Here is a 24,147-nt window from a genome sequence, read left to right as displayed (position 1 = left end):
CTTGCACAGTCAAAAAAAAATATCAATGAAAAATATTGTATTACTAATAAGTGCCCTATTTTTAATCACTTCCTGTGATTTAATTGTTGGAGGTGTTAATTTAATTAAAAAAGTTTCGGAAAAGAAAATAGAAACACACGAGAATAAGGTGAGCGAACAGTTAACGCCTAAAGTTAAAAACGGAACAAAGAAGTATTATTTTGGGACTGGGGAATTGAAATCCATCGTTGAATATAAGGATAACAAAAAAGTAGGCATAAGTACTACTTTTTATAAAACAGGTGAAAAACAGTATGATATTCCCTATGTTGATGGAATGAAACATGGTGTTGTTTTGTGGTATTATAAGGATGGAAAAGTTTATCGGGAAACCAATTACGAGAAAGGAAAAAAGAATGGATTTCAGAAGAAATTCTGGGAAAACGGGAAATTAAAATCTGAACTTTTATACAAAAATGATATGCTTGGTGTGGGCTTGAAAGAGTATGCCAAGACAGGAAAGGAGAAGTCGGAACCTTATATTAAAGTGGAGAAGATTGATCTTTTAAAAACAAAGGAGGAATATGTTTTTAAATTCCGGTTGAGCAATGGGCGGAATAAAGTACAATTTTATCAGGGGAAATTAATCGATGGGAAATTTTTGCCAATTGGTACCCGAGGTCTTGTTGAATTGAAAACCACTGCAGGAGTAGGTGAATTAAGAATTCCTATTTCTAAAGGGTTTAATATTGAAAAGAACATTCCTATTGTGGCTGTGGAAAAAACCACGTATCAAAATGATCGGATTTTAAGTGTTATGGTTCCTGTTTCCATTCGCAATCCTAATTAGATATTAATTTAATGATCGATATAAAGCTCCTTTTGGAGCTTTTTTTGTTGAAATAAACACTGATTTTCCTCATGAGATTAATGTTTGTAATTTGTTATATTTAAGGTAGATATATCACACTAACTTACAAAATCGAAACTTATGACCAGGAGAACTATTGTTGCTATGCCCGGTGATGGAATAGGTAATGTTGTACTTAATGAAACCATTAGAATCTTAAATGCTGCTGGATTTGAAGCAGATTACATAGAAGGAGATATTGGCTGGGAGTTTTGGTGTAAGGAAGGGAACCCTCTTCCTAAGCGCACTATTGAATTGCTCAAAAAGCATAAAATAGCATTGTTTGGTGCAATAACATCCAAACCAAAAGATGATGCAGCTAAAGAATTGGCTCCGGAATTGCAGAACAAAGGACTGGTGTACTCAAGTCCAATTGTAGGTTTGCGTCAGTATTTTAACCTTGATATCTGTATTCGGCCCTGCAAAACCTACAAAGGCAATCCGTTAAACTTTATCCGCAGAGGCAAAGGTGGGCTTATTGAAGAACCAATAGTTGATGTCGTAATTTTCAGACAGAACACAGAGGGTTTGTACGGCGGGGTAGAATGGTCAAATCCCGATAATATTGTTTATGCAGCACTAACTTCACATCCTAAATTTGTGAAGAATTTTGGCAGTGTGCCAAGGGAAGATTTATCCATTTCCACAAGAATTTTCACGAGAACCGGTACCACCAGAATTTTAATGGCAGCTTTCGAGTACGCCAAAAAGAATGGATATAAATCGGTTACGCTTTGCGAAAAACCAAATGTTATTCGCGAGACTTCAGGAATGATGTTCAAGCTGGCACAGGAAATTCAGAAGAAAAAATTCCCTGAAATTGAACTGTGGAACACCAACATTGATGCTCAAATGATGTGGTTAACCAAAAATCCTGAAAATTATGGAGTGATTGTAGCTGGTAATATGTTTGGAGATATTGTGTCTGATGGATTTGCAGGACTTATTGGAGGTTTGGGATTTGCGTGCAGTGCGCAAATGTCTGATGAAGGAATTGCTGTATTCGAGCCAACTCATGGTTCTGCTCCCAAATATGCTGATTATCCGGTTTCGATAGTAAATCCTATTGCTATGGTAACATCAGCTTGTATGATGTTGGAGTATCTGGAAGAAAAGGAAATAGCAGCAAGAATCAGAAAAGCGGTTGCTGAAGTGATTGAAGAGGGGAAGGTACAAACCTATGATATGATGAGGATGACAGGCAGCGCAGATGTGATTGATAAAGGTGCTGCATCCACTCAACAGATGGCAGATGTTATTATTGAAAAGTTAAAAACGAAACATTCCAATAATCCTGATTATGAATATGAGAAAAGTAGTTAAGGAATTGTGGCCCGAACTCGATTGGATTGAAGATGCGGTGTTAAGAGAAAAAACGACTAAAGTATGGGAAATTGCTTTGGAAAGAAGTGTATTGTCCGCTGAAGATCTTCTAAGGATTCCTTTTACGCTTTTATGCGGCCCTGATCTTAAAGTGAGTTTTATGGATCATAAGCAATGCGTAGTGCATATTGCAAAAGAAAGCGGCGAAAAAATGAATTCCTTTTTTAAAGACGAGTTACCTGTGGATATGGATGTTTTACTTTCCGGAGCTATTCTTTGTGATGTTGGTAAGTTGTTGGAATATGTTTTGGATGAGGAAGACAATGCAGTTCAGGGCACATATGGAAAATACATCCGTCATCCGTTTTCAGGGGTTTCATTGGCTGAGGAGTGTGGTATTCCACCCGAGGTTTGCCACATTATTGCAACCCATGCAGGAGAAGGAAATATGGTGAAAAGAAGCACCGAAGCTTACATTGTTCACCATGCCGACTTCATGACTTTTTTGCCTTTTAAAGAAAGATTAAAAGTGTAATACCAATTTAATTTCAAAATAGACTTTAATTAAAATGAATTAATTTTTAGCTGTATCGAGGCAAAAAAGTAAAGCATAGCCAAGTTACGATGCATCTTTTTTAACGAAAATATAGCTGAAAAGAAACATTTTATAAGGCATGTTTTGATGTTAATTTGGTATAATTGTCTAAGAAATAAAATCATGCAAATAAACTCCGGTCAATTAATCTACCGGAGTTTATTTTTTTAGAATAGCACCAACACTGCTTACAAAATCAGGTATCTGATCTTTCGAAGCCCATTGTAGTTCATGCTGAAACAGATCGGTCATTATTTTGCTTACATTAAAACCAAAGGCAACCAAATTGTAACGCATTTTGTCAGGGATACAACATTCTTTTCCCAAAACAAGCCCACACGTAGAGCAAAGCTCACAGCTATTAGCAGCAATCATTTTACCCTCTGTCAGTTCAATTTCCCGAAGGTAAGTTTGAAGTTCTTCTTTAATAAAATTGTAAGCATGCAAAGCTTTGTCTTCCCCATCTTTTATTTGATGCGGAGATGTGAAAAATAGATATAGTGATATATTTGGATAATCCTGAGCATAAATAGTAAAGGGAGGGCAGTTTGGCGGGCAGGTCCATTTCTGAGAATGATTAGGGCAGCCATTTTGGCAATAGGTATTAAACTTTTCGGGGTTTAAGTAGGATAAAATCTCATTCGTTTTAAGCTTAAGATGCTTAACGTGAATTGTTATTGGAGAGTTGCGAAACTGTTTCTCCAGGCTGTCCGTTTTGAAATTCTTCATATTTGAATTGTTTTTAGATGTCGTAAATTTAGTTGTTTTGATTGCTGGCAGCGATAAGCTTTTATAGATTTATTAGTATAAATTTTAACTGTTTAATAATTTTGGAGTGCAAAGGATTTAAAAATGAGTTTTCTACTTATACTATTTTTGTATCTTCGTACCTTAAACTCAATCCAAAAACTTTATTTATGCTCTCATTTGATGCGATCGTTGTATTAATCGTGTTGGTTTTTATTCTAATATCATTCTATAAAGAATGGGTTGGGCCTGCTTTTACTTTCCTGATTGGAGTTGTTGTTCTTGGGATTTTTGGGATTCTTACTCCTTCAGAGATACTTGGTGGATTTGCTAATGATCAGGTTTTTGTCATTTTAATGCTCTTGTTGATTGGAGACATTATCAGGGATTTGGGTATTGTTGAAACCCTATTTGATAAGGTATTTCAAAAAGCCACTACTTATCGGCAATTCATGGCACGCATGATATTTCTGGTGGGAGCTTTTTCAGCTTTTTTAAATAATACACCTCTTGTTGCCGTTATGATGCCATATGTGCACAATTGGAGCAAGCGCAATAATATTTCTCCATCGAAATTATTAATTCCATTATCATACGCAGCTATATTAGGAGGATGTATAACTCTAATTGGTACATCCACAAACTTGATTGTCAATGGTATGGTTATCGATCAGAAAATTATACCTGCAATGAGTTCTCTTGATATGTTTAGTTTTGCATATGTCGGAATTCCAATGATGCTTATTGGGTCGATTTACCTTTTATTGGTAAGTAAGAAATGGTTGCCGGAGAAAGAGGATGTGTTGGGTGAGTTTTCTGAAAATTCGCGAAAGTATATTGTTGAAGCGCATGTCAAATCCAATTCCGGTTTAATTGGAAAATCAATTGAAGAGGCTGATTTAAGAAATTTGAAAGGTCTTTACCTTTTTCAGATCAACCGGGGTGATGTAAGAATTGCTGCAGTTTCTCATGAATACAGGTTGGAAGAAGGCGATCGTTTATTGTTCGCAGGCGATACCGAAACCATTGCCGATTTGGTGCTTCCCAATTCAGGATTAACGCTTCCTACGGTTGGGATGCTGACTCATAAAAAGCATATAGAGGTGGTTGAAATTGTAATTTCTCATAACTCAACCTTGATATCCAAAACAGTTAAAGAGGCTAATTTTAGAGGTCATTTTGATGCTGCAGTAATTGGTATTCATCGAAATGGTGGGCGTGTAAGTGGTAAAATTGGAGAAGTAAAACTTCGTGCCGGTGATGTATTATTGCTTTTAGGAGGAGATGATTTTGTTGATCGCTCACATCTGGTTCAGGATTTTTATTTTATATCAAAAGTTAAGGAATTCAGAAAGCAGGAAGCTTATAAAATATGGTTGCTGCTCGGAGGAACGGTACTGGCAGTTGTCTTGTCAGCCTTAAAAATAGTGCCTCTGTTCATGACTTTAATTGTGATGATTATCGTTATTCTGGCCTTGAAAATTTCTAATCCTAAGGATATTGCATCGAGGGTTGATTTTAATCTGGCTTTAATTATTTCTCTTGCCTTGGCATTTGGCACAGCCATGATAAAATCCGGATTGGCGGAGATCATTGCTGACCTGTTAATTTCAGTCTTTATCCCATTAGGAAGAGTCGGAGTTTTATTTGGGATTTATTTGATTACATCGGTGCTTGCGGCCTATATAACAAATAAGGCTGCCGTTGCTATTGTATTCCCTATTTCGCTTACAATAGCTTTAAATCTTCATTTAAATCCAGAACCATTTGTTTTGGTTGTAGCATTTGCTGCGGCTGCAAATTTTATGACTCCAATTGGTTATCAAACCAACTTAATGGTTTACGGACCAGGAGGGTATACCTTTAAAGATTTCTTCAAAATTGGATTCCCTTTGACCATTATTTATATGTTGGTTACTGTATTGATACTGTCATACATCTATTTTTATTAATTGATAATTCCACAATCCTTAAGGATTGTTAAGCATAAAAACCTATGAATTTTAGTAAAAGAAAAGAACTTCTTTCTTCTGCCATAACTGCATCCCTAAATGCTGGAAAAGAGATATTGGAAGTTTATAATTCTCTAGATTTTGAAATCCAGACAAAATCAGATGATAGCCCGTTAACCATAGCTGATCAAAGAGCGCATCAGGCAATTGTTTCGATATTGGATGAACTTGGCATACCCGTTTTAAGTGAAGAAGGAGAACATTTGGACTACGATATTCGGAGGAATTGGGATTATTGCTGGATTGTAGATCCTCTGGATGGAACAAAGGAATTCATAAAAAGGAATGATGAATTTACCGTGAATATTGCTCTAATAGAAAATAAAACATCAATTGCAGGAGTCATATATGTGCCTGTGTATAAGCAATTGTATTTTTCCGATAAGGAAATGGGGTCATTTAGAATGGATGATATTGAGGATTGGTCTGGAGATTTGGATCAATTAGTAAAGCAGTCAAAAAAACTTCCACTCTCTCAAAATCGAAATTCGCTTCGTGTGGTTGGATCTCGTTCTCATATGAGTAAGGAAACCAAAGATTTTATTTCTAATTTACAAGAGGAGCATGATGAGGTTGAGTTAATCTCAAAAGGGAGCTCTTTAAAACTGTGTATGATTGCTGAAGGAGAAGCAGAGGTTTACCCTAGATATGCACCTACAATGGAATGGGATATTGCTGCAGGTCATGCAATAGTTTCGGCTTCGGGAGGAAAGGTTTTGCATCTAAATTCCGAAGAGGAAATATCATACAACAAAGAAAATCTATTAAATCCTTGGTTCATTTGTAAAAGAGAATACTAAACAAACAATACATACAAACACAACAAATTTAGGGAATGAAAAAATCAATACTTGCCATATTGCTTTGTCTGTTTATTGGCAGCTTAATGGCACAAACAAATAAAACTCCATTAAGTCATGCTGACTATGATCATTGGAAAAACCTTAAAAATCAACAGATATCTGCTAATGGAGAATGGATCACTTATGAAGTAAATCCTCAGAAAGGAGATGGATATCTGTATTTGTATCAGGTAAGTACAGGGAAGTTGGATTCTGCAGCCAGAGGATATCATGCGATATTTTCACCGGAAAGTGAAATTTTAAGTTTTAATATTAAAGCTCAGTTTGATACCATCCGACAAGCGAAGGTGAAAAAAGTTGAAAAGAAAGATTTACCAAAAGACTCTTTGGGGATTTGGAATTTGAAGGAGAATAGTATTCTGCGTTTTGCAGAATTGGAGTCGTTCAAGATGCCGAAAGAAAAGGGTGATTGGATGGCCTTTTTATTGAAAATGCCTGAGGAGGAAAAGGATTCGTTGGCTGGCGATTCAATTGAAAAACCAGAAAAGAAAACCCAAGGAAAGAAGGGAAGTAAGGACAAAGAAAAAATTGAAAAGGGAGAGTTGGTCATCTTAAATTTCCAGTCAGGGAAAGAGTATCGGCACAAAAATGTTTCTGATTATACCTTATCTGAAAATGGCAATGCTGTTTCTTTTGTTCAGGTAAAAGGGGATAGCATTCAAATTTCGAAAGTGAATTGGTTTACTGCTGCTGGGGAGCAGGTAAAAACGGTTTTTGAAAAGGAAGGAGTTGCATTGAAAACATCTTTAGCGCCTAATGGAGATCAGCTTTCTTTTATTTTTTCTTCTGATACTCTCAAGAATAAAACTTTTGCACTGTATTATCAAAATGCAGAAAATGCTCAGCCAAAAGTAATAGTGGATACCTTAAGTAAGGATATTCAGACTGATTGGACGGTAAGTGAAAATGGGGAAATATATTTCTCAAAAAATGGAAATAAATTGTTTTTTGGAGTTGCTCCCAGACCTCTTAATGAACCAAAAGACACTTTACTTGATGAGGAAAAATATCATGTTGATGTATGGAACTGGAAAGATCCTTTGTTGCAGCCTCAACAGAAAGTACAAGCCGAAAAAGAGAAGAAAAGAACTTGGTTGGCCGTGTATAATCCATTGGAAAATAAAGTTTTGCAATTGGGAAATGAAAATTTACCTGAGGAGAAACTGTATGATGATGGAAATTCAAAATTAGCACTTGGATCTTCATCATTGCCTTACCAGCAATTGACTTCGTGGGATGATTGGTATTCGGATTACTATTTGGTTGACACAAAATCGGGAAAGAAAGACTTGGTTTTGGAAAAGAAGAATTCACGTGTGAGTATTTCTCCTGCTCAGAAGTACTTGATATGGTTTGAAACCCAGGATAGTATCTGGTATACATATCAAATTGAGAATGGTAAAACCGTTGCATTAACAAAAAAGATTAAAGCTAATTTTTATGATGAAATTCATGATACTCCGAGCGATCCTAATCCATATGGAATAGTAGGATGGACAAGAGGAGATAAAGATGTAATTATTAGTGATCGATATGATTTTTGGAAGTTGGATCCTACCGGTGTGAAAGGTTCGGAAAATATTACCAATAGCTTTGGCCGTAGAAACAAGATTCGCTTCGATTACGTGAAATTGGACGAAGAAGAACTATTTATTGATTTGAAAAAGCCGGTTCTTATGAGTGCATTTCATGAGTTCACTAAGAAATCAGGCTTTTATCGCTTACAACAAGATGAAGAACCCGAAGAATTGGTTTTTGAGGATGCTGGTTTCAATACTCCTTTGAAAGCAAAGAAAGCTAATCGGTTGATTTGGACACGATCTACTTTTAAAGATTATCCAAACTTGTGGACTGATAACATGAGGTTTACAGATCCAAAACAAGTGTCGGATGCGAATCCTCAGCAGAAAAATTACCTGTGGGGCGATGTTGAATTGGTAAAATGGACTTCAGGCGATGGTGAGGAGTTGCAGGGTTTATTGTACAAACCCGAAAATTTCGATCCAAATAAAAAATATCCAATGCTGGTTTATTTTTATGAGAGAAGTTCTGATGCATTGCATCGTCACCATGTGCCGCAGCCTAACTGGTCTATTATTAATCCAAGCTATTGTGTGAGTAATGATTACCTGATTTTTATGCCTGATATAACCTACCATAAAGTGGGCTATCCAGGCGAAAGTGCATATAGTTCTATCGTAGCAGGAACTTTGAGCATGATGGATCGTTATTCTTTTATCGATAAGGAAAATATTGGTTTACAGGGGCAAAGCTGGGGAGGATATCAAATTGCATATTTGGTAACAAGAACAAACTTGTATAAATGTGCAATGGCCGGGGCTCCCGTATCAAATATGACATCTGCTTATGGCGGAATTCGTTGGGGAACCGGAATGAGTAGAATGTTTCAGTATGAACATACTCAAAGTCGTATTGGAGGAACTCTTTGGAACAGTACATTGCAATACATCGAGAATTCACCAATATTCTTCGCACCAAAAATTGAAACTCCCTTATTAATGATGCATAATGATCATGATGGTGCAGTGCCCTGGTATCAGGGGATTGAATTGTTTGTAGCGATGCGTCGTTTGCAAAAACCATGTTGGCTGCTGTCTTATAATGATGAAGATCACAATCTGAAAAAAAGACCAAACAGGGTTGATTTGTCTATCAGAACCATGCAGTTTTTTGATTACTATTTGAAAGGAAAGCCAGCACCGGAATGGATGATTGAAGGTATTCCTGCTGTTAAAAAAGGGACAACGGATGCTTATGATTTAAAGAAATAGATCTGAAAAATATTTAAAATGCGTTCTTTAGGGACGCATTTTTTGTATTTGGATTTTTTTCAATTGAGTCATCAAAAAAACACCTCAATTCCGGATGGAAAATGAGGTGTTCGAATTAGTGTTTGTAAGTGTGTTGTTGTGTGTTTGTTGTTGTTTGACTTCGGTTGTTAACCTATATTTTCAAGTTCCAGTTGTTTTTTGTACTGTTGTGTTAACTTTTCAATCATTGTACTGGTCATGGCTTCCAAATCATATTCTGGTTTCCAGTTCCAATCTGCTTTTGCTTTCGAATCATCAATCGAGTTAGGCCATTTTGAAGCAATTTCTTGTCTGAAATCAGCTTCGTATTTTATTTTGAAACCGGGATAAATCTTTTGAATAGAAGCAACCATGTCAGCAGGAGAAAAACTAACGCCTGCAAGATTATACGATGTTCTTACTTTTATTGATTCTTTTGGAGCATCCATCAATTCTATAGTTGCACGAATGGCATCTTCCATAAAAATCATTGGCAATTCACAATTATCATTTAAGAAACAAGTAAATTCCTCTTTCAATACTGCTTTGTGATAAATATCTACAGCATAATCTGTTGTTCCGCCACCGGGTAAAGATTGGTAACCGATAATGCCTGGATAACGAATTGAACGAACATCCAGTCCGTAACGTAAAAAGTAATATTGTGCCCAGTTTTCACCTGAAGACTTGCTGATCCCATAAACAGTTGCAGGATTCAGAAATGCATCTTGTGGTGTGTTATCCATGTCGGCTTCATCGCCAAACACAGCAATTGAACTTGGGTAGAATACTTTATCAAGGTGATTCAATCGGGCAACTTCCAATACATTAAAAAGGGTTTTCATATTGATGTCCCAAGTTGCCAATGGAGCCTGTTCACCTTTAGCCGATAAAATAGCTGCCAGATGATAAATTTGATTTACGCCATATCTTGTTACAACAGATTGAATTTGTTCAAAATCTGTAGCATCAATCAACTCAAAAATACCTTCGAAATTAGGATCCCTTCTTAGATCAGAGGCAACGACAAAATCTTTTCCAAATTTCTCTTGAAGAGTTTTTGTAAGAACCGAACCGATTTGTCCGTTTGCTCCAATAATTAAAATTACATCCTTTTTCATTTGATCTTATCGAATTGGTATTTTGTAATGTGTAACCGTTTTATTTGCTAGCAAAGTAAAGCTGTTTCCATATTATTTCATACATTTCCTGAATAATTAGGTAATAATTATTGAAAATATAAACTTTAGCCATTTATTTTACTTGTGGTGATTGTGCAAACGTTATAAAAGGAGTAATTTTTTCTGATATGGAGAATTTAGATCAAACAGATAAAACGATTCTGAGGCTGCTTCAGAACGATTCAAAAAAGACAGCAAAAGAAATTGCGTCGATGCTGAGTCTGACAGTGTCCCCGGTTTACGAGAGAATCAGAAGACTCGAGAATCAAGGGTTTATTAAAAAATATGTTGCAATTCTCGATAAAACGAGAATAGGAAGAACTGTTACCGCAATGTGTCAGGTTTCCATGCGATATCACAATGAAGCTTTTATTGATGAGTTTGAAGAGCAAATTCAGGATTTACAAGAAGTACAGGAATGTTATCATGTTGCCGGACAGGTCGATTTTATTCTAAAAATACATGTTCGAAGTCTGGAAGAGTATCATGAATTTGTTCGGTACAAGCTGTCAAAAATTAAAAATATTGGTGTGTTGAATAGTACATTTGTAATTAAGGAAATCAAGCAAACGTCTGAGTATTATATACGCTAGCAGTTTTTTAATCAAATAATTTATATCTGTTTCTGATAAATTCTTGATGTTGTTTTAGTAACTTGTGGTATACTATTTTGGTTTTATTAAGTAACATCTTAATTTATGCCTGATAACAATCAACATATGTCCCCTGATGCATTCGAAAGATTACTTTCCGAATACAAGGAAAGAATTACTGAGTTGGAAAAGCAAGTTGGTAAATTGAAAAAGGAAAGAGATCATTACTCTAAAAGCCTTAAAAAAACAAATGCGGTTAATAGGGCTGATCTTCTTTATAATACTACAAATCAAGGAATAATAATTCGAAATAAGGAAGGGAAAATAATTTATGCAAATCCTTCTGCATCAAGAATTTTAGGGGTTGAAAAAGAATTTTTACTCGATATTGAAAGTTTTGAACCAAGAATAAAGAACATCCTTGCAGATGGTTCTTTAATGACCATGGAAACGCATCCTGCAAAAATTGCCTTGATGACAGGTAAAGAGGTGACTAATTCAATACTTGGTGTATATAATCCTCAAAAGCAGGCCTACATCTGGATTAGTATTACTGCAACGCCTTTAATGAATAAGGAGACTGGATTGAGTGAAGAAGTTTTTACCATATTTGAAGATATTACCGAAAGGTTAGCAGCAGAGAAACGTTTGAAAGAAAGTGAGGCAAAAGCAAATGCCTTGCTGGAAACAATTCCCGATTTAATTTTAAGAATATCAAGGGATGGAAAGGTGATAGATCTTCATGGAGAGGAGAAAGGATTATTCCGAAATGAAGAATCAATTATTGATTTGGATATCCGAAAAGTATTTGAGGCGAATTTGACTCTTGAGTTTATGCATTCTTTGGAGGCTGCTTTAGATACCGGAAAGGTACAGGTTTTTGATTATCGGCTTAGAATCGAAGAAAGAGGCGTTTGTTATTTTGAGTTCAGAATCAGCAGCAGTGGAGATAGAGAAATTACCGCAATTGTAAGGAATATTACAGAGCAAAAAAAAATGCAGCGTAAATCCATCGAGGCCACCAGAAGGTTATCTACTTTAATGGGTAATCTTACGGGTATGGTTTATAGATGTTTGGCAGATGAGTTTTGGACCATGTTATACGTTAGTCAGGGAGGCTTAAACTTAACTGGTTATACGCCAGAAGAACTTAATTACAATTCACATATTGCCTACAATGATATAATATATCCCGAAGATCGGGACTTTGTTGCACAAGTTGTAAATGAAGCAAGCTCAAAAAATAAAAGATTTACAATCGAGTATAGAATCATTAGTAAAGGCGGGACACTTAAATGGGTGTTTGAGCAGGGAATAACTATAAAGGATAAAAATAATAAACCTTTATTTATTGAAGGCTATATTGCCGATATTACCGACAGAAAGATTGCTGAACAGAATTTAATACAAAGTGAAAACAAGTTTAGAATACTCTTTAATTCTTTAAACGATGCTGTTTTTGTTCATCCATGGCATGAATCTAAATTTCAAAAATTTGTTGAAGTTAATGACGCCGCTATTAAGCGTTATGGTTATTCCCGGGAAGAGTTTTATCAGCTTACTCCGGCAAATTTAAGAGTAAAAGAAAAAAAGTTAGACAAGGGGATGAATACCATAAGAGAGACTTTGCGAAAAAAAGGAAAAGTCTCTTTTGAAACGAATCATCTAACCAAATCGGGTGAAATTATTCCAGTTGTGATTAATTCTAATTTAATAGATTTAAATGGGACCAGATTCGTTCAATCTATTGTTCGGGATGTTGGTTATCGGAAGATATCAGAGGCCCGGTTAAAACATAAAACGGAAATAGAAAAATTGCTAATTGATATTTCTGCTGATTTTATTGGTTCATCTTTAAGTGATGTAGATCAGTTGATTGACCGTGCATTAAAGAACATTGGTGAATTTACGAATACAGATAGAAGTTATGTGTTTTTGTTTGAGGAAAATAGAATTACATTGAGTAATACTAACGAATGGTGTCGGGATGGTGTTGTTTCCAAGAAAGAAATTTCTCAGAATTTGGCTGTTGAAAATTTCTATTGGTGGATTGAGAAGTTTAATCAACGGGAACACCTTTATCTTCCTTTATCGAAACTTTCATTAAAATCGACTCAGAAAAAGATTGGTAATTTTCATTCCGATCTTAAATCACTGTTAGTTCTTCCAATATTATCTCATGAGTCCTTATTAGGTTTTGTGGGCTTCGATTCCGTTTTTCATGATAAAGAATGGGATTCAGAAGACATCAATTTACTCTATACCTTCGCTGATGTGTTGGCTGGTGTAATCAGCCGGAAAAAATTTGAGCAGAAACTTATATTTGCAAAAGAAAAGGCTGAGGAAAGTGACCAATTAAAATCTACATTTTTGGCATCTATGTCTCATGAATTAAGAACCCCTTTAAATGCTATCATAGGATTTAGTGGATTAGTAAACTCTAAGTCTTCTATTGATAAAATAGTAAAACGCAATGAGATCATAAAATCAAGTGGACAACATTTGTTGAAAATAATCGAATCGATATTTGATGTATCGCTTCTTCAGGCGAAAGAAGCTAAAGTTAAAAAAGAGGATTTTTCTCTGGCTGAGTTGTTCTTAACGTTACAGCAATATGTAAAATCAGAGATAAATAAGAGCAATAAGTTTAATTTAACAACGCGGTTAAAATGCATTCCCGATGATGATAGTCTGTATTTGTATTCGGATAAAACAAAATTGATACAATTGATAACTAATCTTTTGAATAACGCAATAAAATATACACAATCAGGAATAATTACGTATGGATATCAGGTTGAAGGATCGGATATTACCTTCTATGTGTCAGATACTGGAATTGGTATTTTACCGGAGCACACAAAAATTATTTTTGATATTTTCAGACAGATTGAGGAAACTGGTGTGGGCATGCAGTCAGGAGTAGGTTTAGGATTGGCAATTTGTAAGGAGATTTCGAACTTGTTGGATGGAGAATTATGGCTCACCTCAGAAAAGGATAAGGGAACAACTTTTTATTTTAGATTAAGAAATGTGGTTCATTCACAAATTAGAAGAATTAAAAGCTTGGAAGCCGGACTTGTACCACCTTTATTAAAAAACGAAACGATTCTTGTTGTTGAAGATATTGAAATTAATTATATGCTGTTAGATGAAATTTTAACACCCACTTCTGCCAAAGTGATCTGGGCAAAAAATGGAATGGAGGCTGTAAAAATTATAGAAGATAAAACAGATGTTGACTTAATATTGATGGACGTTAAAATGCCTGTAATGGATGGGTATAGGGCATCAAAACGGATATTAAAGATGAACCCAAATATTCCGATAATTGCGCAAACTGCATATGCCTTGAAAGAAGATAGAGAGAAGATGATCGAGAAAGGTTTTAAAGGATACATATCAAAACCAATCGATAAAGATGTCCTATATAAGCTTTTGTATGAGTTTCTTAAGCCCAGGATGATGTCGGAGAAGAAAAAATAAAGAGCAGACTTTTAATGCCTGCTCTTTTTAGATTATACAGTCCGCTATTTAGCTGCAATGCATTGAGTGTCAATATTTAGTTTTGGCTCGAAAAGATTTGCTATTTTTTCCCATCGTACCATTTTAAAGTTCTGGGCAATTGATTTTTCATCCTTTTTATTAAACCCATCCTGAACAACAAACATCCCTGCCGGGAATTTTTCGCCAAGATTTAGGTTAATGATATCAATGCCGTCTGTTTCTTCCACACCGTCAATCAGTCCATTATCAATTCTAAAACTACCTAAATAGTTGTGAGGTGTTTTGCGTTCAAATACAGCATAAGAATAGTTTCCCTGACTGGAGGCAATTAGGTATCCAGATCCATTCGATTGTTTGTAAATGCACAAACCTTCGATATCCTCATAAATGTTTTCATTTTTATCTACCGTACTCTGGGAAAGAAGCTCAAATCCTTTTGTACTGTTTGGATCTATTGATATTTTCCAAATTCCTTTGGCTTCCTCTCCTATAAAAAGTATACCAGCCTCGTCGTCGGAAACCATTCCTTCTGTTTTACTGGCAAGTTTTAGTCGTCGAACCAATTTCGTGGAAATCTTTTTGCCTTCCGGCACGATTTCCCATTGTTCAATATTTCCAAAAGTGCTGTTCACAAAGGCGTAAAGTTGATCCTGATTTTTAGACAGGCAAAAACCATAAACTTCATCTTTCATTTCAACAGGAATGGCATTTTCAAATTGATGTAAACTGCCGTCTTTTTCGATGCTGTAGAAATTCAGAGTGTTTGAGCTTCGGTTCGAACAGGCTGCAATGTCAATTAAACCCTGCCCAGTTTTAATATTTTGACGGATGTCAACATTATTCATATTACCATCTGCATAGTAAAATAGTTCATTGCCATCTAAATCATATACAGCTAAACCGCCTTTTTTATCTGTACCTATAATTCTGCTTTGTTCCGGAGAGTCAGGGTTTACCCATATTGCAGGATCATCAGCAGCATCTTCAGTTGCCAATCTATTTTTCAGTGCATCCGTTTCGCCGTCTGCTTCAGTAACTTTTTCAATCAGTAAAGAAGCTTTTCTCGAACCTTCGCTTGAGCGATCGCATGAACAGGCAATTAGGAGCGATGCAGTTATTCCTAGTAGAATTATTGTATTTGGTCTTTTATGCATAATAAAATTTGTTTTTGCTTAGAAATTCATTTTTAAACCAATATTCGCTTTAGCGCCATAGTATTCAGCTTGCTTGGTGTGACTCTTGTCTCCTTGGTAGTAGCGTAAAGGTTCGTTTAAGATGTTGTTTACCGATGCGAAAATGCTGAAATTGGAATTGATGTTGTAGCCAGCGCTTACATCCATATGTGTTACTTTATCATAGTAGCTGTCGTAAAATGCAGATTCTCCCCACTCATCAATAAAATCATCAGCATATTGCAATGATACACGTACATTTAGTTTTTTACCTTCGTAAAATAAAGATAAATTAACGTTGTTTTCTGGTGTTCCTACTATCGATAAATCCTCATTTTCTCTACCCGAAATGTTCACGTTTTTCATTTTTGAATGAGTGTAGGTATAGTTGGCATAAAATCCCATATCACTTAAGAAACCTGGTAGAAAATCCAATTGTCTTTGAAAAGCAAACTCAAAACCATAAAGGTCAGCATCACCAACATTAATAGGTTGGTAGAATTTGTCCCAGGTCTTCCCACTGTAGCTGAAATCTCTGTGTTCAATGGTGTTCGAAATATCACTTAACGATTTGTAAAAGAAACCACCGGAAAGTAATCCAACATTTGAGTAGTAATGCTCAGCCATTACATCAAAGTTCATTGAGTTGGTTGGATCCAGTTTAGGATTTCCTATTTCAATTTCATTATCTTCCTGTTTAATTTTGCTGTGCGGAACCAAATCGTAGTATTTCGGGCGTGAAATAGAGTTTGTCCAGGCTAGTTTTAGTTTTGTATTCTCGGATAGCGACAATTTTGCAATTACACTGGGAAGAATGTTGGTATAGTCGTTCTTTTCTTTTGCAGTAGTGCTAATCGTTGGATCGCCGTCAGCAGGGATATCCAAAATTCTACCGGAATATTTTAATTTTGTTTGTTCTGCACGAAGACCAAAAATCATTTTAAGTTTTTTTCCAAAATCCTGATCCAAACGAACATATCCGGCGTAAACATCTTCTTTTGCTTCAAAGTTACCGGCTTCCTCTTCAACATTTCGGGTTTGGTTATACTGATTATCGAAATTTAATCCTCCAAGAAATTGTTTGGATGCAAAGTGTCCGGCAGCATAATCTCCGGCCATAAAATCACTTTTACTGGCATCATATTGATTATTTAAGGCATTACTTATAAAGCCGTTTTCATCATTTGGCTCAATATCATTAAAGCTGTTGTCTCTGTTTTTCTCTTTGCTTTTTAATCTGAAACCAGTTTGAAGAGCGTTCTTGTTTTTTCCGCTGAGGATAGGAAATTTGATATCAACTTTTAAATTTTTATCAATATCCTCTGTGTATTGAAATTGTTCTGTAAGTTCTTTTAAGCCAAATTCGCTGCTTAAATCTGCTAATTGAGGATCGTTTACTGAAAATGCTGGTTTTTTTGTAAGAGATAAATTAGGTGTAATCGCAACTTTTTTAGCTCGTAAAGTAACGTAACGTTCATTGGGGCGATCTTCAGAAGCCTTGGAATAACTACCTTTCCAATCAATTTCGATAGCTCCAAAGTGGTGTTCTCCATTTAAAGCAAAGTTCATTGTCTGCTGATCTTCCAGTCTGCGGTTCTTGTTGGTTCCCCCTTTGGTTTGGCGACGAACTTCGCTAATCCAACTTCCATCTTCTTTTTGCTCAATGTCTTTGTATTGTAAACGAAAACGGTTCTCCCAGTCTTTTCTGTGATTGTAAATGGCTTTGAATTCGATTTTATGATTTGGGTTAAAATTGTAATCAAAAGAAGAAGAATAACTTTGGCGAATCCGCTGAACGTAATAGGTTCTAATCTGAAAATCGGATGCGTAAATGGCTCCCTTGTCATCCTTTTCCCACTCAGTTTCAATATTGTCCGATCCCAATTGATTGTCCTGGTATGAGGCAGAGAATACCATACCAAGATTTGATTGTGTTCCTGTTTTAAAGCGGTTGCCATATAGAGCCGAAAGAATTAATTGAGGATCATCACTTAAAAAATTATATCCGGTTCCAATACGTGCAGAAATTTGTTGTTTAAAAGGATTCGAGCGGGTGATAAGGTTTACAGAACCACCAATTGCATCAGCTTCCATATCCGGAGTTATCACTTTGTTCACCTCAACAGTTTGAATCATATCCGAAGGAACAAGGTCAAGCTGTACCGATCGAATTCCAGCTTCGGCAGAAGGGATACGTTCGCCATTAATGGTAACTGAATTGTATTCTGAAGCAGTACCGCGAATGTGACCAAACCGGGCTTCTCCTTGATCGTACTCCACGTTAATACCTGGTATTCTTTTTAGGGCATCCCCTATATTATTATCAGGAAACTGCCCAACCTGATCCGAAGAAACTATATTGGTAATGTTTACGTTGCTTTTTTGCTGATTCAAAGCACGTGATTGTTCTTTCAGGAGTCCTTGAATCACAACTTCCTGCAATGCTACACCTTCCGAAAGACTAAAGTTTTCGGTTAGGGTAGTTGATTCTTCAAATACTATTTTTTTCTCAACACTTTCATAACCAATGTACGAAATCTTAAGAGTGTATTCTCCTGGGATGATATTGTTGATGCGATAAACTCCGTTATTGTCTGATGCAACACCTTGGTTTGTCTCTTTTAATACTAATGTTGCCCCTGGTAATGGGTAGTCTTCAGAATCGATAACACGACCGGTTATTGTTGCTGTTCTTTTTACGTTAATTGCATTGTTTTCGGCAATAGTGCTTGTGACCGAAAATAAGAATACAACTAAGAGATTTAAAGTAATAAATAATGTTTTCATTTTAAAGATTTTAATTTATTGATGAGCTTATTGGATATTTTTCCATAGATTTTTAAACACTCAAAACTAGGTTTTGATTTACGGGTAAGGATTAGCTTAGTATAATTATTTTGTAAACTTATTGTGAAATGAAAAATACATTCATTAAGAGAATGTTATCAATTTGGAGGTTTTTAACTGATCGATAGGAGCGGGAGAATTGTTGGTGTTAATTCTAATTTTGAGAATTCATTTATTTTGAACAGATTTGTTATGTTCTAATATTAATTATATCGTGAAATATTTATTCTATTCCAGTTTATTTTCATTTCTGTTTTTAGGGGCGTGTCGTTCCAACAAATCAATTAATGAACAATTGAAAGTTTCTAATGCTTCAATTGTTTATCAGCCCGTTTTGGTTTCTGATTCTCTGTCGGTTAAGGTAAATGAGCAGTCGGGCTTGATGTGGTACAATAATTTGTTTTGGATAAACAATGATAGTGATTGTGAACCAATGTTATATGCCTACAATAGGGATGGAGTAATTAAAAAAGAGTTTGAAATCACTAATGCTAAAAACATTGATTGGGAAGACTTGGCTGCAGATCAGAACTACATTTATATTGGGGATTTTGGTAATAACTTTGGTAATCGTAAAGATTTGCGTGTATTAAGAATAAAAAAAGATGATCTGGGAACTTCTGAATTGTCAAAAGCCGAAGCTGATGTGATTGGAATTGAATGGGCTGATCAAGAGGATTTTACCATGCGCCTGCAAAAACATGATTTCGACTGTGAAGCCTTTTTGTCATATGGAGATTCTCTTTTCTTTTTCACAAAAAACTGGGCCAATTACAAAACCAGATTGTATTCGGCTACTAAAAATATTGAAGCTCAGAAATTAAAGGTAAAGGCTGAATTTAATGCAAATATGTTGGTTACTGGTGCTGATGTCAGTTCAGATGGAAAGTTGTTGGCGTTGGTAGGCTATAAAGATTATTTAAGTTATATAATCTTATTTTATGAATTTGAAGGCACCAACTTTTTTGGAGGGAAAAGTTTACGCATAGATCTAAGTCCTCTTGGTAGAGCACAAACCGAAGGTATTGTTTTTGGTGAAAACGACTCTTTGTATATCTCTACAGAGCAAACTAAATTACCCCAATCAATTTATAAAGTGGAGTACGAGCAGTGGATGAAAAACTAAAATGACCAAAGTTATTACCTTGATCATTTTATATTTTATTGTTTGTAAAACAATTATTTCATTCTAAAGTAACGGTCGCAAACAGGATAGTCCACCTGGTTGTTAATATTTTGCAGATAAGAAATCACAGTTTCTGCATCTGTCATGTTTTGAACTTGACCAGATTCAGGGAAGTATTTGTCATATACTGCCGGAACGTAATCGTTTAGTCCAAGTTTTAGTATTGTGTCATCAGATAATCTTTGCCCTTGCATATTTCTTATTTCAATTTCTTGATCAATCTGTTGAATCTGAATGCCTGAATAGTAAAATCCTGATCCGCTTCCTGCCAGAAATTTTTTAATGTCAAGAACCGTCATTTCATAAATAACTGTTCCGTTGCTAAAAGGAGTAATTTCGTAAATTTCTCTTTTGGTGATATCGCCTTCGTTTAAGTTTGACCGAATTCCGCCAGTATTCTGAAAACAAACATCAACACCCATTTGAATTCGTAATGCATCTGTATAAAAACAGCCAACCATACTAGTATTATGATCTCTTTTTGAAACCCCGATTACTTCTGTTAAATAGTCTTGATTGTTGTATCCATCAATTGTTGTTTTTAATTCAGAATCATATTCCTGATATGTGTTTAAATTAATAAGTTCATCGGTAATTGATTCTATTTTTTTGTTGACAATGGTAACTGATATCTTTCCAAGATAATTTAGATTGCTGCCAGCCTGATAAATAGGTATCCCATTTACTTTAGTGTTAATTTTATCGTGACTATGTCCTCCAATAATTAAATCGAAATAGGGAAAGTTGTTGGCTAGCTGAACATCTCCTAATATTTGGTCATTGCCATTGTATCCTAAGTGACTAAGAGCAATATATATATCTGACTCCTCCTCATTTTTAACGTTTGAATAAAGAGAAACAATGTCTTCAGGCCGGTCGAAATGAAATTGTTTAACTCTCCATGGATGAGTTGATGGGATTGTTACATCTTTTTTTCCATTGGTTTCAATTAAACCCAGGAAAGTTATTTTGATATTTTCCTTGGTAATGGTTTTGTATTCAAATGGCTCAGGAATATCTGTAGTTCCCTTGTCTACATTTGCACAAACCCAAGCAAAATTAGATTGTTCCATTCTGTTTTTTAGAATTTCGGGCCCGTAATCAAACTCGTGATTCCCCAAAACGGCAACATCAAACCCAATTTTATTCATCACATCAATCATTGGATATCCTTTTTCAGGATGATTGTCAACAGTGGGATTTCCTGAAAACAAATCACCACTGGAAACTACGATCACATTGGTTGATTCTCTCTCTTTGTCAACGATTTGTTTAATTTTTGAGAAATTATCCAATTGACCGTGCGCATCATTTATACAAAAAACGGTCAATTCCTTTGGCGTAAAGTCAGTAGGATTATCTGGCGAATTACTGTCTTTGGAACAAGATGCAAACGCGAGAATAAGCAGGTAGAGAAATAAGAATTTAATGTTTTTCATTGTGTGATTTGATCTGTAAGTATAATTGTGTGTTATTTTTTGTAAGATTAAAGAAAAATTTAAACTAATCATAATGATTTAGTCTTTAAAGAATATATTTAAAAGCATTTATTCTAAACGAGAATCAGTTTAAATAATATTCCTATTTGATTTTGAAATCCTTAAAAAGCGTGTAATTTTGTAGCCCAGTTTACTGAACAACCAAAAATTAGGATTTTATCATTGGTTAAGAAGAACGATTTGAAAGACAAGTACAAAGAAATATTCGATAAAGGAACAGATTTACCTCTGGTTGAGGATTTCTATACCATACAAGGTGAAGGATATCACACGGGAAAGCCAGCTTATTTTATTCGCATTGGAGGATGTGATATCGGTTGCCGGTGGTGCGACAGTAAGATTTCATGGAATCCGGCAGAACATCGCCTTATTTCTGTTGAAGAAGTCGTTCGAAAAGCTGTTGAATCGCCTGCTAAAGCAGTTGTTGTTACAGGAGGAGAGCCTTCGCTGTACAACTTGGAACCACTGTGTACTGAATTAAAAAAGCACAATATTGAAAATTTCCTGGAAACTTCCGGAGCATATGAAATAAGCGGAGAGTGGGATTGGATTTGTTTGTCGCCAAAGCGAAATAAATTGCCTGTACCATCTTCTTATGAAAAAGCAAATGAGCTGAAAGTTATCATCTTCGATTTGGAAAAAGATTTTGAATGGGCTGAGGAGTTATCAAAAAATGTAGGAGATGATTGTTTGTTGTATTTGCAGTCGGAGTGGAGTCAGTATGTTCACAATATAAAGCCAATTGTAGAATACGTAAAGAACAATCCAAAATGGAATATCTCCTTGCAGTCGCACAAGTTTATGAGAATACCATAATAATGGGTAAATAAAATATAAAAAAAGCTGAATCATTTATTGATTCAGCTTTTTTAGTTTTGATGAAGAAATACAATTCGAAAAGTTAATTGAATTATTTTTTCTTGACTACTAATTAGTATAGGACAATAAAATAGAAAAAGGCAATCAGAAAATCTGATTGCCTTTTTACCAGCTTCCAAAGAAGCTTCTTTTGGGAAAGTTATTGTGGTTAGAATGAAACCCCAAATACCAGGAACAGGTTTTCTGCCATTGGGTTAGCGATAACAGAAGCTGATACAGGTAAAGAGAATTTTTCGGTAATTGCAATTTCTTTTGATGCAGTGAATCCCATATTAACAAAGCCTGCAGTATCTCCGTAAAACCCTGATTCACCTTTAGATTCGTCTGCGTCAATTGGGGTAAAACCTGCAAATAAGTCAATAGCAACTTCTTTGTAAGTAAAACCGTAGCCTAATTCAATATAAAGTGAATTTTGCTGATCACCATTTATATCTTGGTCGGCACCCCAGAAATTCATGGCAGCTAAAATGCTAATTGGAAATCCGTCACTCCCGTTAAAAGCCAAAGTAGCTTCCATGATATGTCCGGTAGATGCTTTTTTATAATCAAAATAGCTGTTGTTTACAGCAATTCCATCAGTTGGGAAAAAATAGTCAGTAACAGTTGCAGTGAATAAATCATCCGCAAAAGTGTAGGATGCATAAAGATCAGCTTCAGCTCCGTCAGCACCATTTTGTGCGTAAGAACCCCAGGCTCCAAGAGCGAATCCGCCGTTACTGTATTCAACAGAAGGCTGAATTACCGGACCTGTTGAAAACTGTGTTCCTCTCCATACATATCGGTTCATTAAGTCTGCCCCAAACGAAATTTCTCCTTTTCCTGATTCTTCCTGTGCAAACAGGCTTCCTGTTACTGCAAGAGTGCAAATAAGTAACACGAAAAATTTTCTTGCTTTCAACATAGTAATAGATTTTAGATTAATAAATGTGGTAAATAGTTAATATGAATAAAATGTGGTTTCTGATTTTTTGTGAATTTTGCTAACTCACCCCCTCTTTTGAAGGGGGTGATGTTGGCTTGAATCAACTAATTTCTATCCTAACCCAATTATAAATGGGGCTCTGGGTCAAAAGTATTAAAATAAATCAAGAAAGCAATCGCTTTTGTGGGGGTGAGTGGCGAAAAAAGAATGTTTTTTTGATGCAAAGGTTTTAAATGAGGGGGTGTTGTAAAAAAAACATTTTTTAAATTCCATATTGAGGTTTTTCTAATGTTTAAATAATTGTTTTTGATATTGAAATTAGTTGGAAAGGAGGAAATTCTGAAATGGGAGGCAGGTTTTTGGCATGGTGTTTACTTTTAAGTTTTATTCCTTGTGAAGGAGGTTTTTAAGTTGTCTTATTTTTTATTGATTATAAATTATGATGTTTTAGCAGAAATCTTTATTGTGTCTTGTTAAAAATCAAGATATTCGTATTGTGAAATTATATTCAATAAATAGAAACAATGGAAAAATCGATTAAAGGAACTCAAACAGAGAAAAATTTATTGAAAGCCTTTGCAGGAGAATCTCAGGCAAGAGGTAGATATACCTATTTTGCTAAACAGGCAAAAACAGAAGGGTATGAGCAGATTGCAGCCTTGTTTTTAGAAACGGCAGAGCAGGAAATGCAGCATGCAAAACGATTCTTTAGCTTTTTAGAAGGAGGAGAAGTGGAAATAACTGCATCTTATCCTGCAGGAAAGGTTGGAACGACAGCTGAGAATTTGAAAGCCGCAGCTTGCGGAGAGAATGAAGAATATACGGAATTGTATCCTGAATTTGCTCGTATTGCTGAGGAGGAAGGTTTCAAAAAAGTAGCTTCGGCTTTTAAATTAATTGCTAAGGTTGAGCAGGTACACGAAGAGAGGTACTTAAAGCTATTGGCTAATTTGGAAGAGGATTCTGTTTTCGAAAAAGAAGAAAGTGAAAAGTGGTATTGTAGAAAGTGTGGATACGTTCATGAGGGCAAAAAAGCACCAAAGAATTGTCCGGCATGCGAGCATCCTCAGGCATATTTTGAGATTAAAGGAGAAAATTACTAGTGCATTATATGTGAAAAGA

17 protein-coding genes are annotated in these 24,147 nt (G+C 35.5%); 11 read left to right on the top strand and 6 right to left on the bottom strand.

The genetic code is table 11. The annotated features are described in order from the left end of the window. The first annotated feature begins 25 nt into the window (after window positions 1-25). The 3 genes from ACKU4N_RS15180 to ACKU4N_RS15170 all read left to right on the top strand — a co-directional run bounded on the left by ACKU4N_RS15180 (window position 26) and on the right by ACKU4N_RS15170 (window position 2,747). Window positions 26-829: a toxin-antitoxin system YwqK family antitoxin gene (locus ACKU4N_RS15180; RefSeq protein ID WP_321317737.1), complete on the top strand. Its 804-nt coding sequence runs from the start codon at window positions 26-28 to the stop codon at window positions 827-829. Between the two features lie 141 nt (window positions 830-970). After that, window positions 971-2,212, top strand: coding sequence for an isocitrate/isopropylmalate dehydrogenase family protein (locus tag ACKU4N_RS15175; protein WP_321317735.1), 1,242 nt, complete (start codon window positions 971-973; stop codon window positions 2,210-2,212). After that, complete coding sequence (locus ACKU4N_RS15170) at window positions 2,190-2,747, top strand: HDIG domain-containing metalloprotein (RefSeq protein WP_321317732.1); 558 nt, start codon at window positions 2,190-2,192, stop codon at window positions 2,745-2,747. The genes ACKU4N_RS15175 and ACKU4N_RS15170 overlap by 23 nt, the downstream gene beginning before the upstream one ends. A gap of 219 nt (window positions 2,748-2,966) precedes the next feature. On the opposite strand, the gene ACKU4N_RS15165 is transcribed toward ACKU4N_RS15170, so the two are convergent. Beyond that, a complete protein-coding gene (locus ACKU4N_RS15165; protein ID WP_321317730.1) occupies window positions 2,967-3,536 on the bottom strand; it encodes a DUF2284 domain-containing protein in 570 nt (189 codons plus the stop codon). Between the two features lie 188 nt (window positions 3,537-3,724). On the opposite strand from ACKU4N_RS15165, the gene ACKU4N_RS15160 reads away from it, so the two are divergent. The 3 genes from ACKU4N_RS15160 to ACKU4N_RS15150 are packed head-to-tail and all read left to right on the top strand — an operon-like array spanning window position 3,725 to window position 9,221. Further along, complete coding sequence (locus ACKU4N_RS15160; RefSeq protein ID WP_321317728.1) at window positions 3,725-5,506, top strand: SLC13 family permease; 1,782 nt, start codon at window positions 3,725-3,727, stop codon at window positions 5,504-5,506. A 44-nt stretch (window positions 5,507-5,550) separates the two neighbouring features. Beyond that, window positions 5,551-6,366, top strand: a complete 816-nt coding sequence (gene cysQ / locus ACKU4N_RS15155) for a 3'(2'),5'-bisphosphate nucleotidase CysQ (RefSeq protein WP_321317726.1) — start codon at window positions 5,551-5,553, stop codon at window positions 6,364-6,366. A 35-nt stretch (window positions 6,367-6,401) separates the two neighbouring features. Beyond that, a complete protein-coding gene (locus tag ACKU4N_RS15150) occupies window positions 6,402-9,221 on the top strand; it encodes an alpha/beta hydrolase family protein (RefSeq protein WP_321317723.1) in 2,820 nt (939 codons plus the stop codon). Window positions 9,222-9,388: 167 nt separating this feature from the next. Here the strand turns inward: ACKU4N_RS15150 and ACKU4N_RS15145 are convergent, their stop codons facing one another. Continuing rightward, window positions 9,389-10,360 (bottom strand): NAD-dependent epimerase/dehydratase family protein, encoded by a 972-nt coding sequence (locus tag ACKU4N_RS15145; protein ID WP_321317721.1) that lies wholly within the window; start codon window positions 10,358-10,360, stop codon window positions 9,389-9,391. A 188-nt stretch (window positions 10,361-10,548) separates the two neighbouring features. Between ACKU4N_RS15145 and ACKU4N_RS15140 the strand changes: the two genes are divergently transcribed. Then, a complete protein-coding gene (locus tag ACKU4N_RS15140; RefSeq protein WP_321317719.1) occupies window positions 10,549-11,013 on the top strand; it encodes an Lrp/AsnC family transcriptional regulator in 465 nt (154 codons plus the stop codon). A gap of 105 nt (window positions 11,014-11,118) precedes the next feature. Further along, the gene (locus tag ACKU4N_RS15135) at window positions 11,119-14,499 is read left to right on the top strand and encodes a PAS domain S-box protein (RefSeq protein ID WP_321317717.1); all 3,381 of its coding nucleotides are present in this window, start codon (window positions 11,119-11,121) and stop codon (window positions 14,497-14,499) included. A 44-nt stretch (window positions 14,500-14,543) separates the two neighbouring features. Here ACKU4N_RS15135 and ACKU4N_RS15130 read toward each other — a convergent pair whose 3' ends face one another. Both ACKU4N_RS15130 and ACKU4N_RS15125 read right to left on the bottom strand, forming a co-directional pair. Beyond that, on the bottom strand, window positions 14,544-15,674 hold the full coding sequence (locus ACKU4N_RS15130; RefSeq protein WP_321317714.1) for a phytase: 1,131 nt from the start codon (window positions 15,672-15,674) through the stop codon (window positions 14,544-14,546). Between the two features lie 18 nt (window positions 15,675-15,692). Further along, window positions 15,693-18,479, bottom strand: a complete 2,787-nt coding sequence (locus ACKU4N_RS15125; protein WP_321317713.1) for a TonB-dependent receptor — start codon at window positions 18,477-18,479, stop codon at window positions 15,693-15,695. A 274-nt stretch (window positions 18,480-18,753) separates the two neighbouring features. Between ACKU4N_RS15125 and ACKU4N_RS15120 the strand changes: the two genes are divergently transcribed. Further along, a complete protein-coding gene (locus ACKU4N_RS15120; protein WP_321317711.1) occupies window positions 18,754-19,665 on the top strand; it encodes a hypothetical protein in 912 nt (303 codons plus the stop codon). A 53-nt stretch (window positions 19,666-19,718) separates the two neighbouring features. Here the strand turns inward: ACKU4N_RS15120 and ACKU4N_RS15115 are convergent, their stop codons facing one another. Next, a complete protein-coding gene (locus tag ACKU4N_RS15115; protein WP_321317709.1) occupies window positions 19,719-21,164 on the bottom strand; it encodes a bifunctional metallophosphatase/5'-nucleotidase in 1,446 nt (481 codons plus the stop codon). 222 nt (window positions 21,165-21,386) lie between these two features. Here ACKU4N_RS15115 and ACKU4N_RS15110 point away from each other — a divergent pair, with 222 nt between their 5' ends. Then, entirely contained in the window at window positions 21,387-22,040 is a 654-nt protein-coding gene (locus ACKU4N_RS15110) for a 7-carboxy-7-deazaguanine synthase QueE (RefSeq protein ID WP_306597569.1), read from the top strand. Window positions 22,041-22,251: 211 nt separating this feature from the next. Here ACKU4N_RS15110 and ACKU4N_RS15105 read toward each other — a convergent pair whose 3' ends face one another. Further along, a complete protein-coding gene (locus ACKU4N_RS15105; protein WP_321317705.1) occupies window positions 22,252-23,004 on the bottom strand; it encodes a TorF family putative porin in 753 nt (250 codons plus the stop codon). 545 nt (window positions 23,005-23,549) lie between these two features. Here ACKU4N_RS15105 and rbr point away from each other — a divergent pair. Continuing rightward, the gene (gene rbr, locus ACKU4N_RS15100; RefSeq protein WP_321317703.1) at window positions 23,550-24,128 is read left to right on the top strand and encodes a rubrerythrin; all 579 of its coding nucleotides are present in this window, start codon (window positions 23,550-23,552) and stop codon (window positions 24,126-24,128) included. Window positions 24,129-24,147: the final 19 nt, after the last annotated feature.

The sequence above is a fragment of the Labilibaculum sp. genome, from assembly GCF_963664555.1.
In the GTDB taxonomy this organism is placed as follows: domain Bacteria; phylum Bacteroidota; class Bacteroidia; order Bacteroidales; family Marinifilaceae; genus Labilibaculum.
This window is presented reverse-complemented; position numbering and strand designations above follow the sequence as displayed.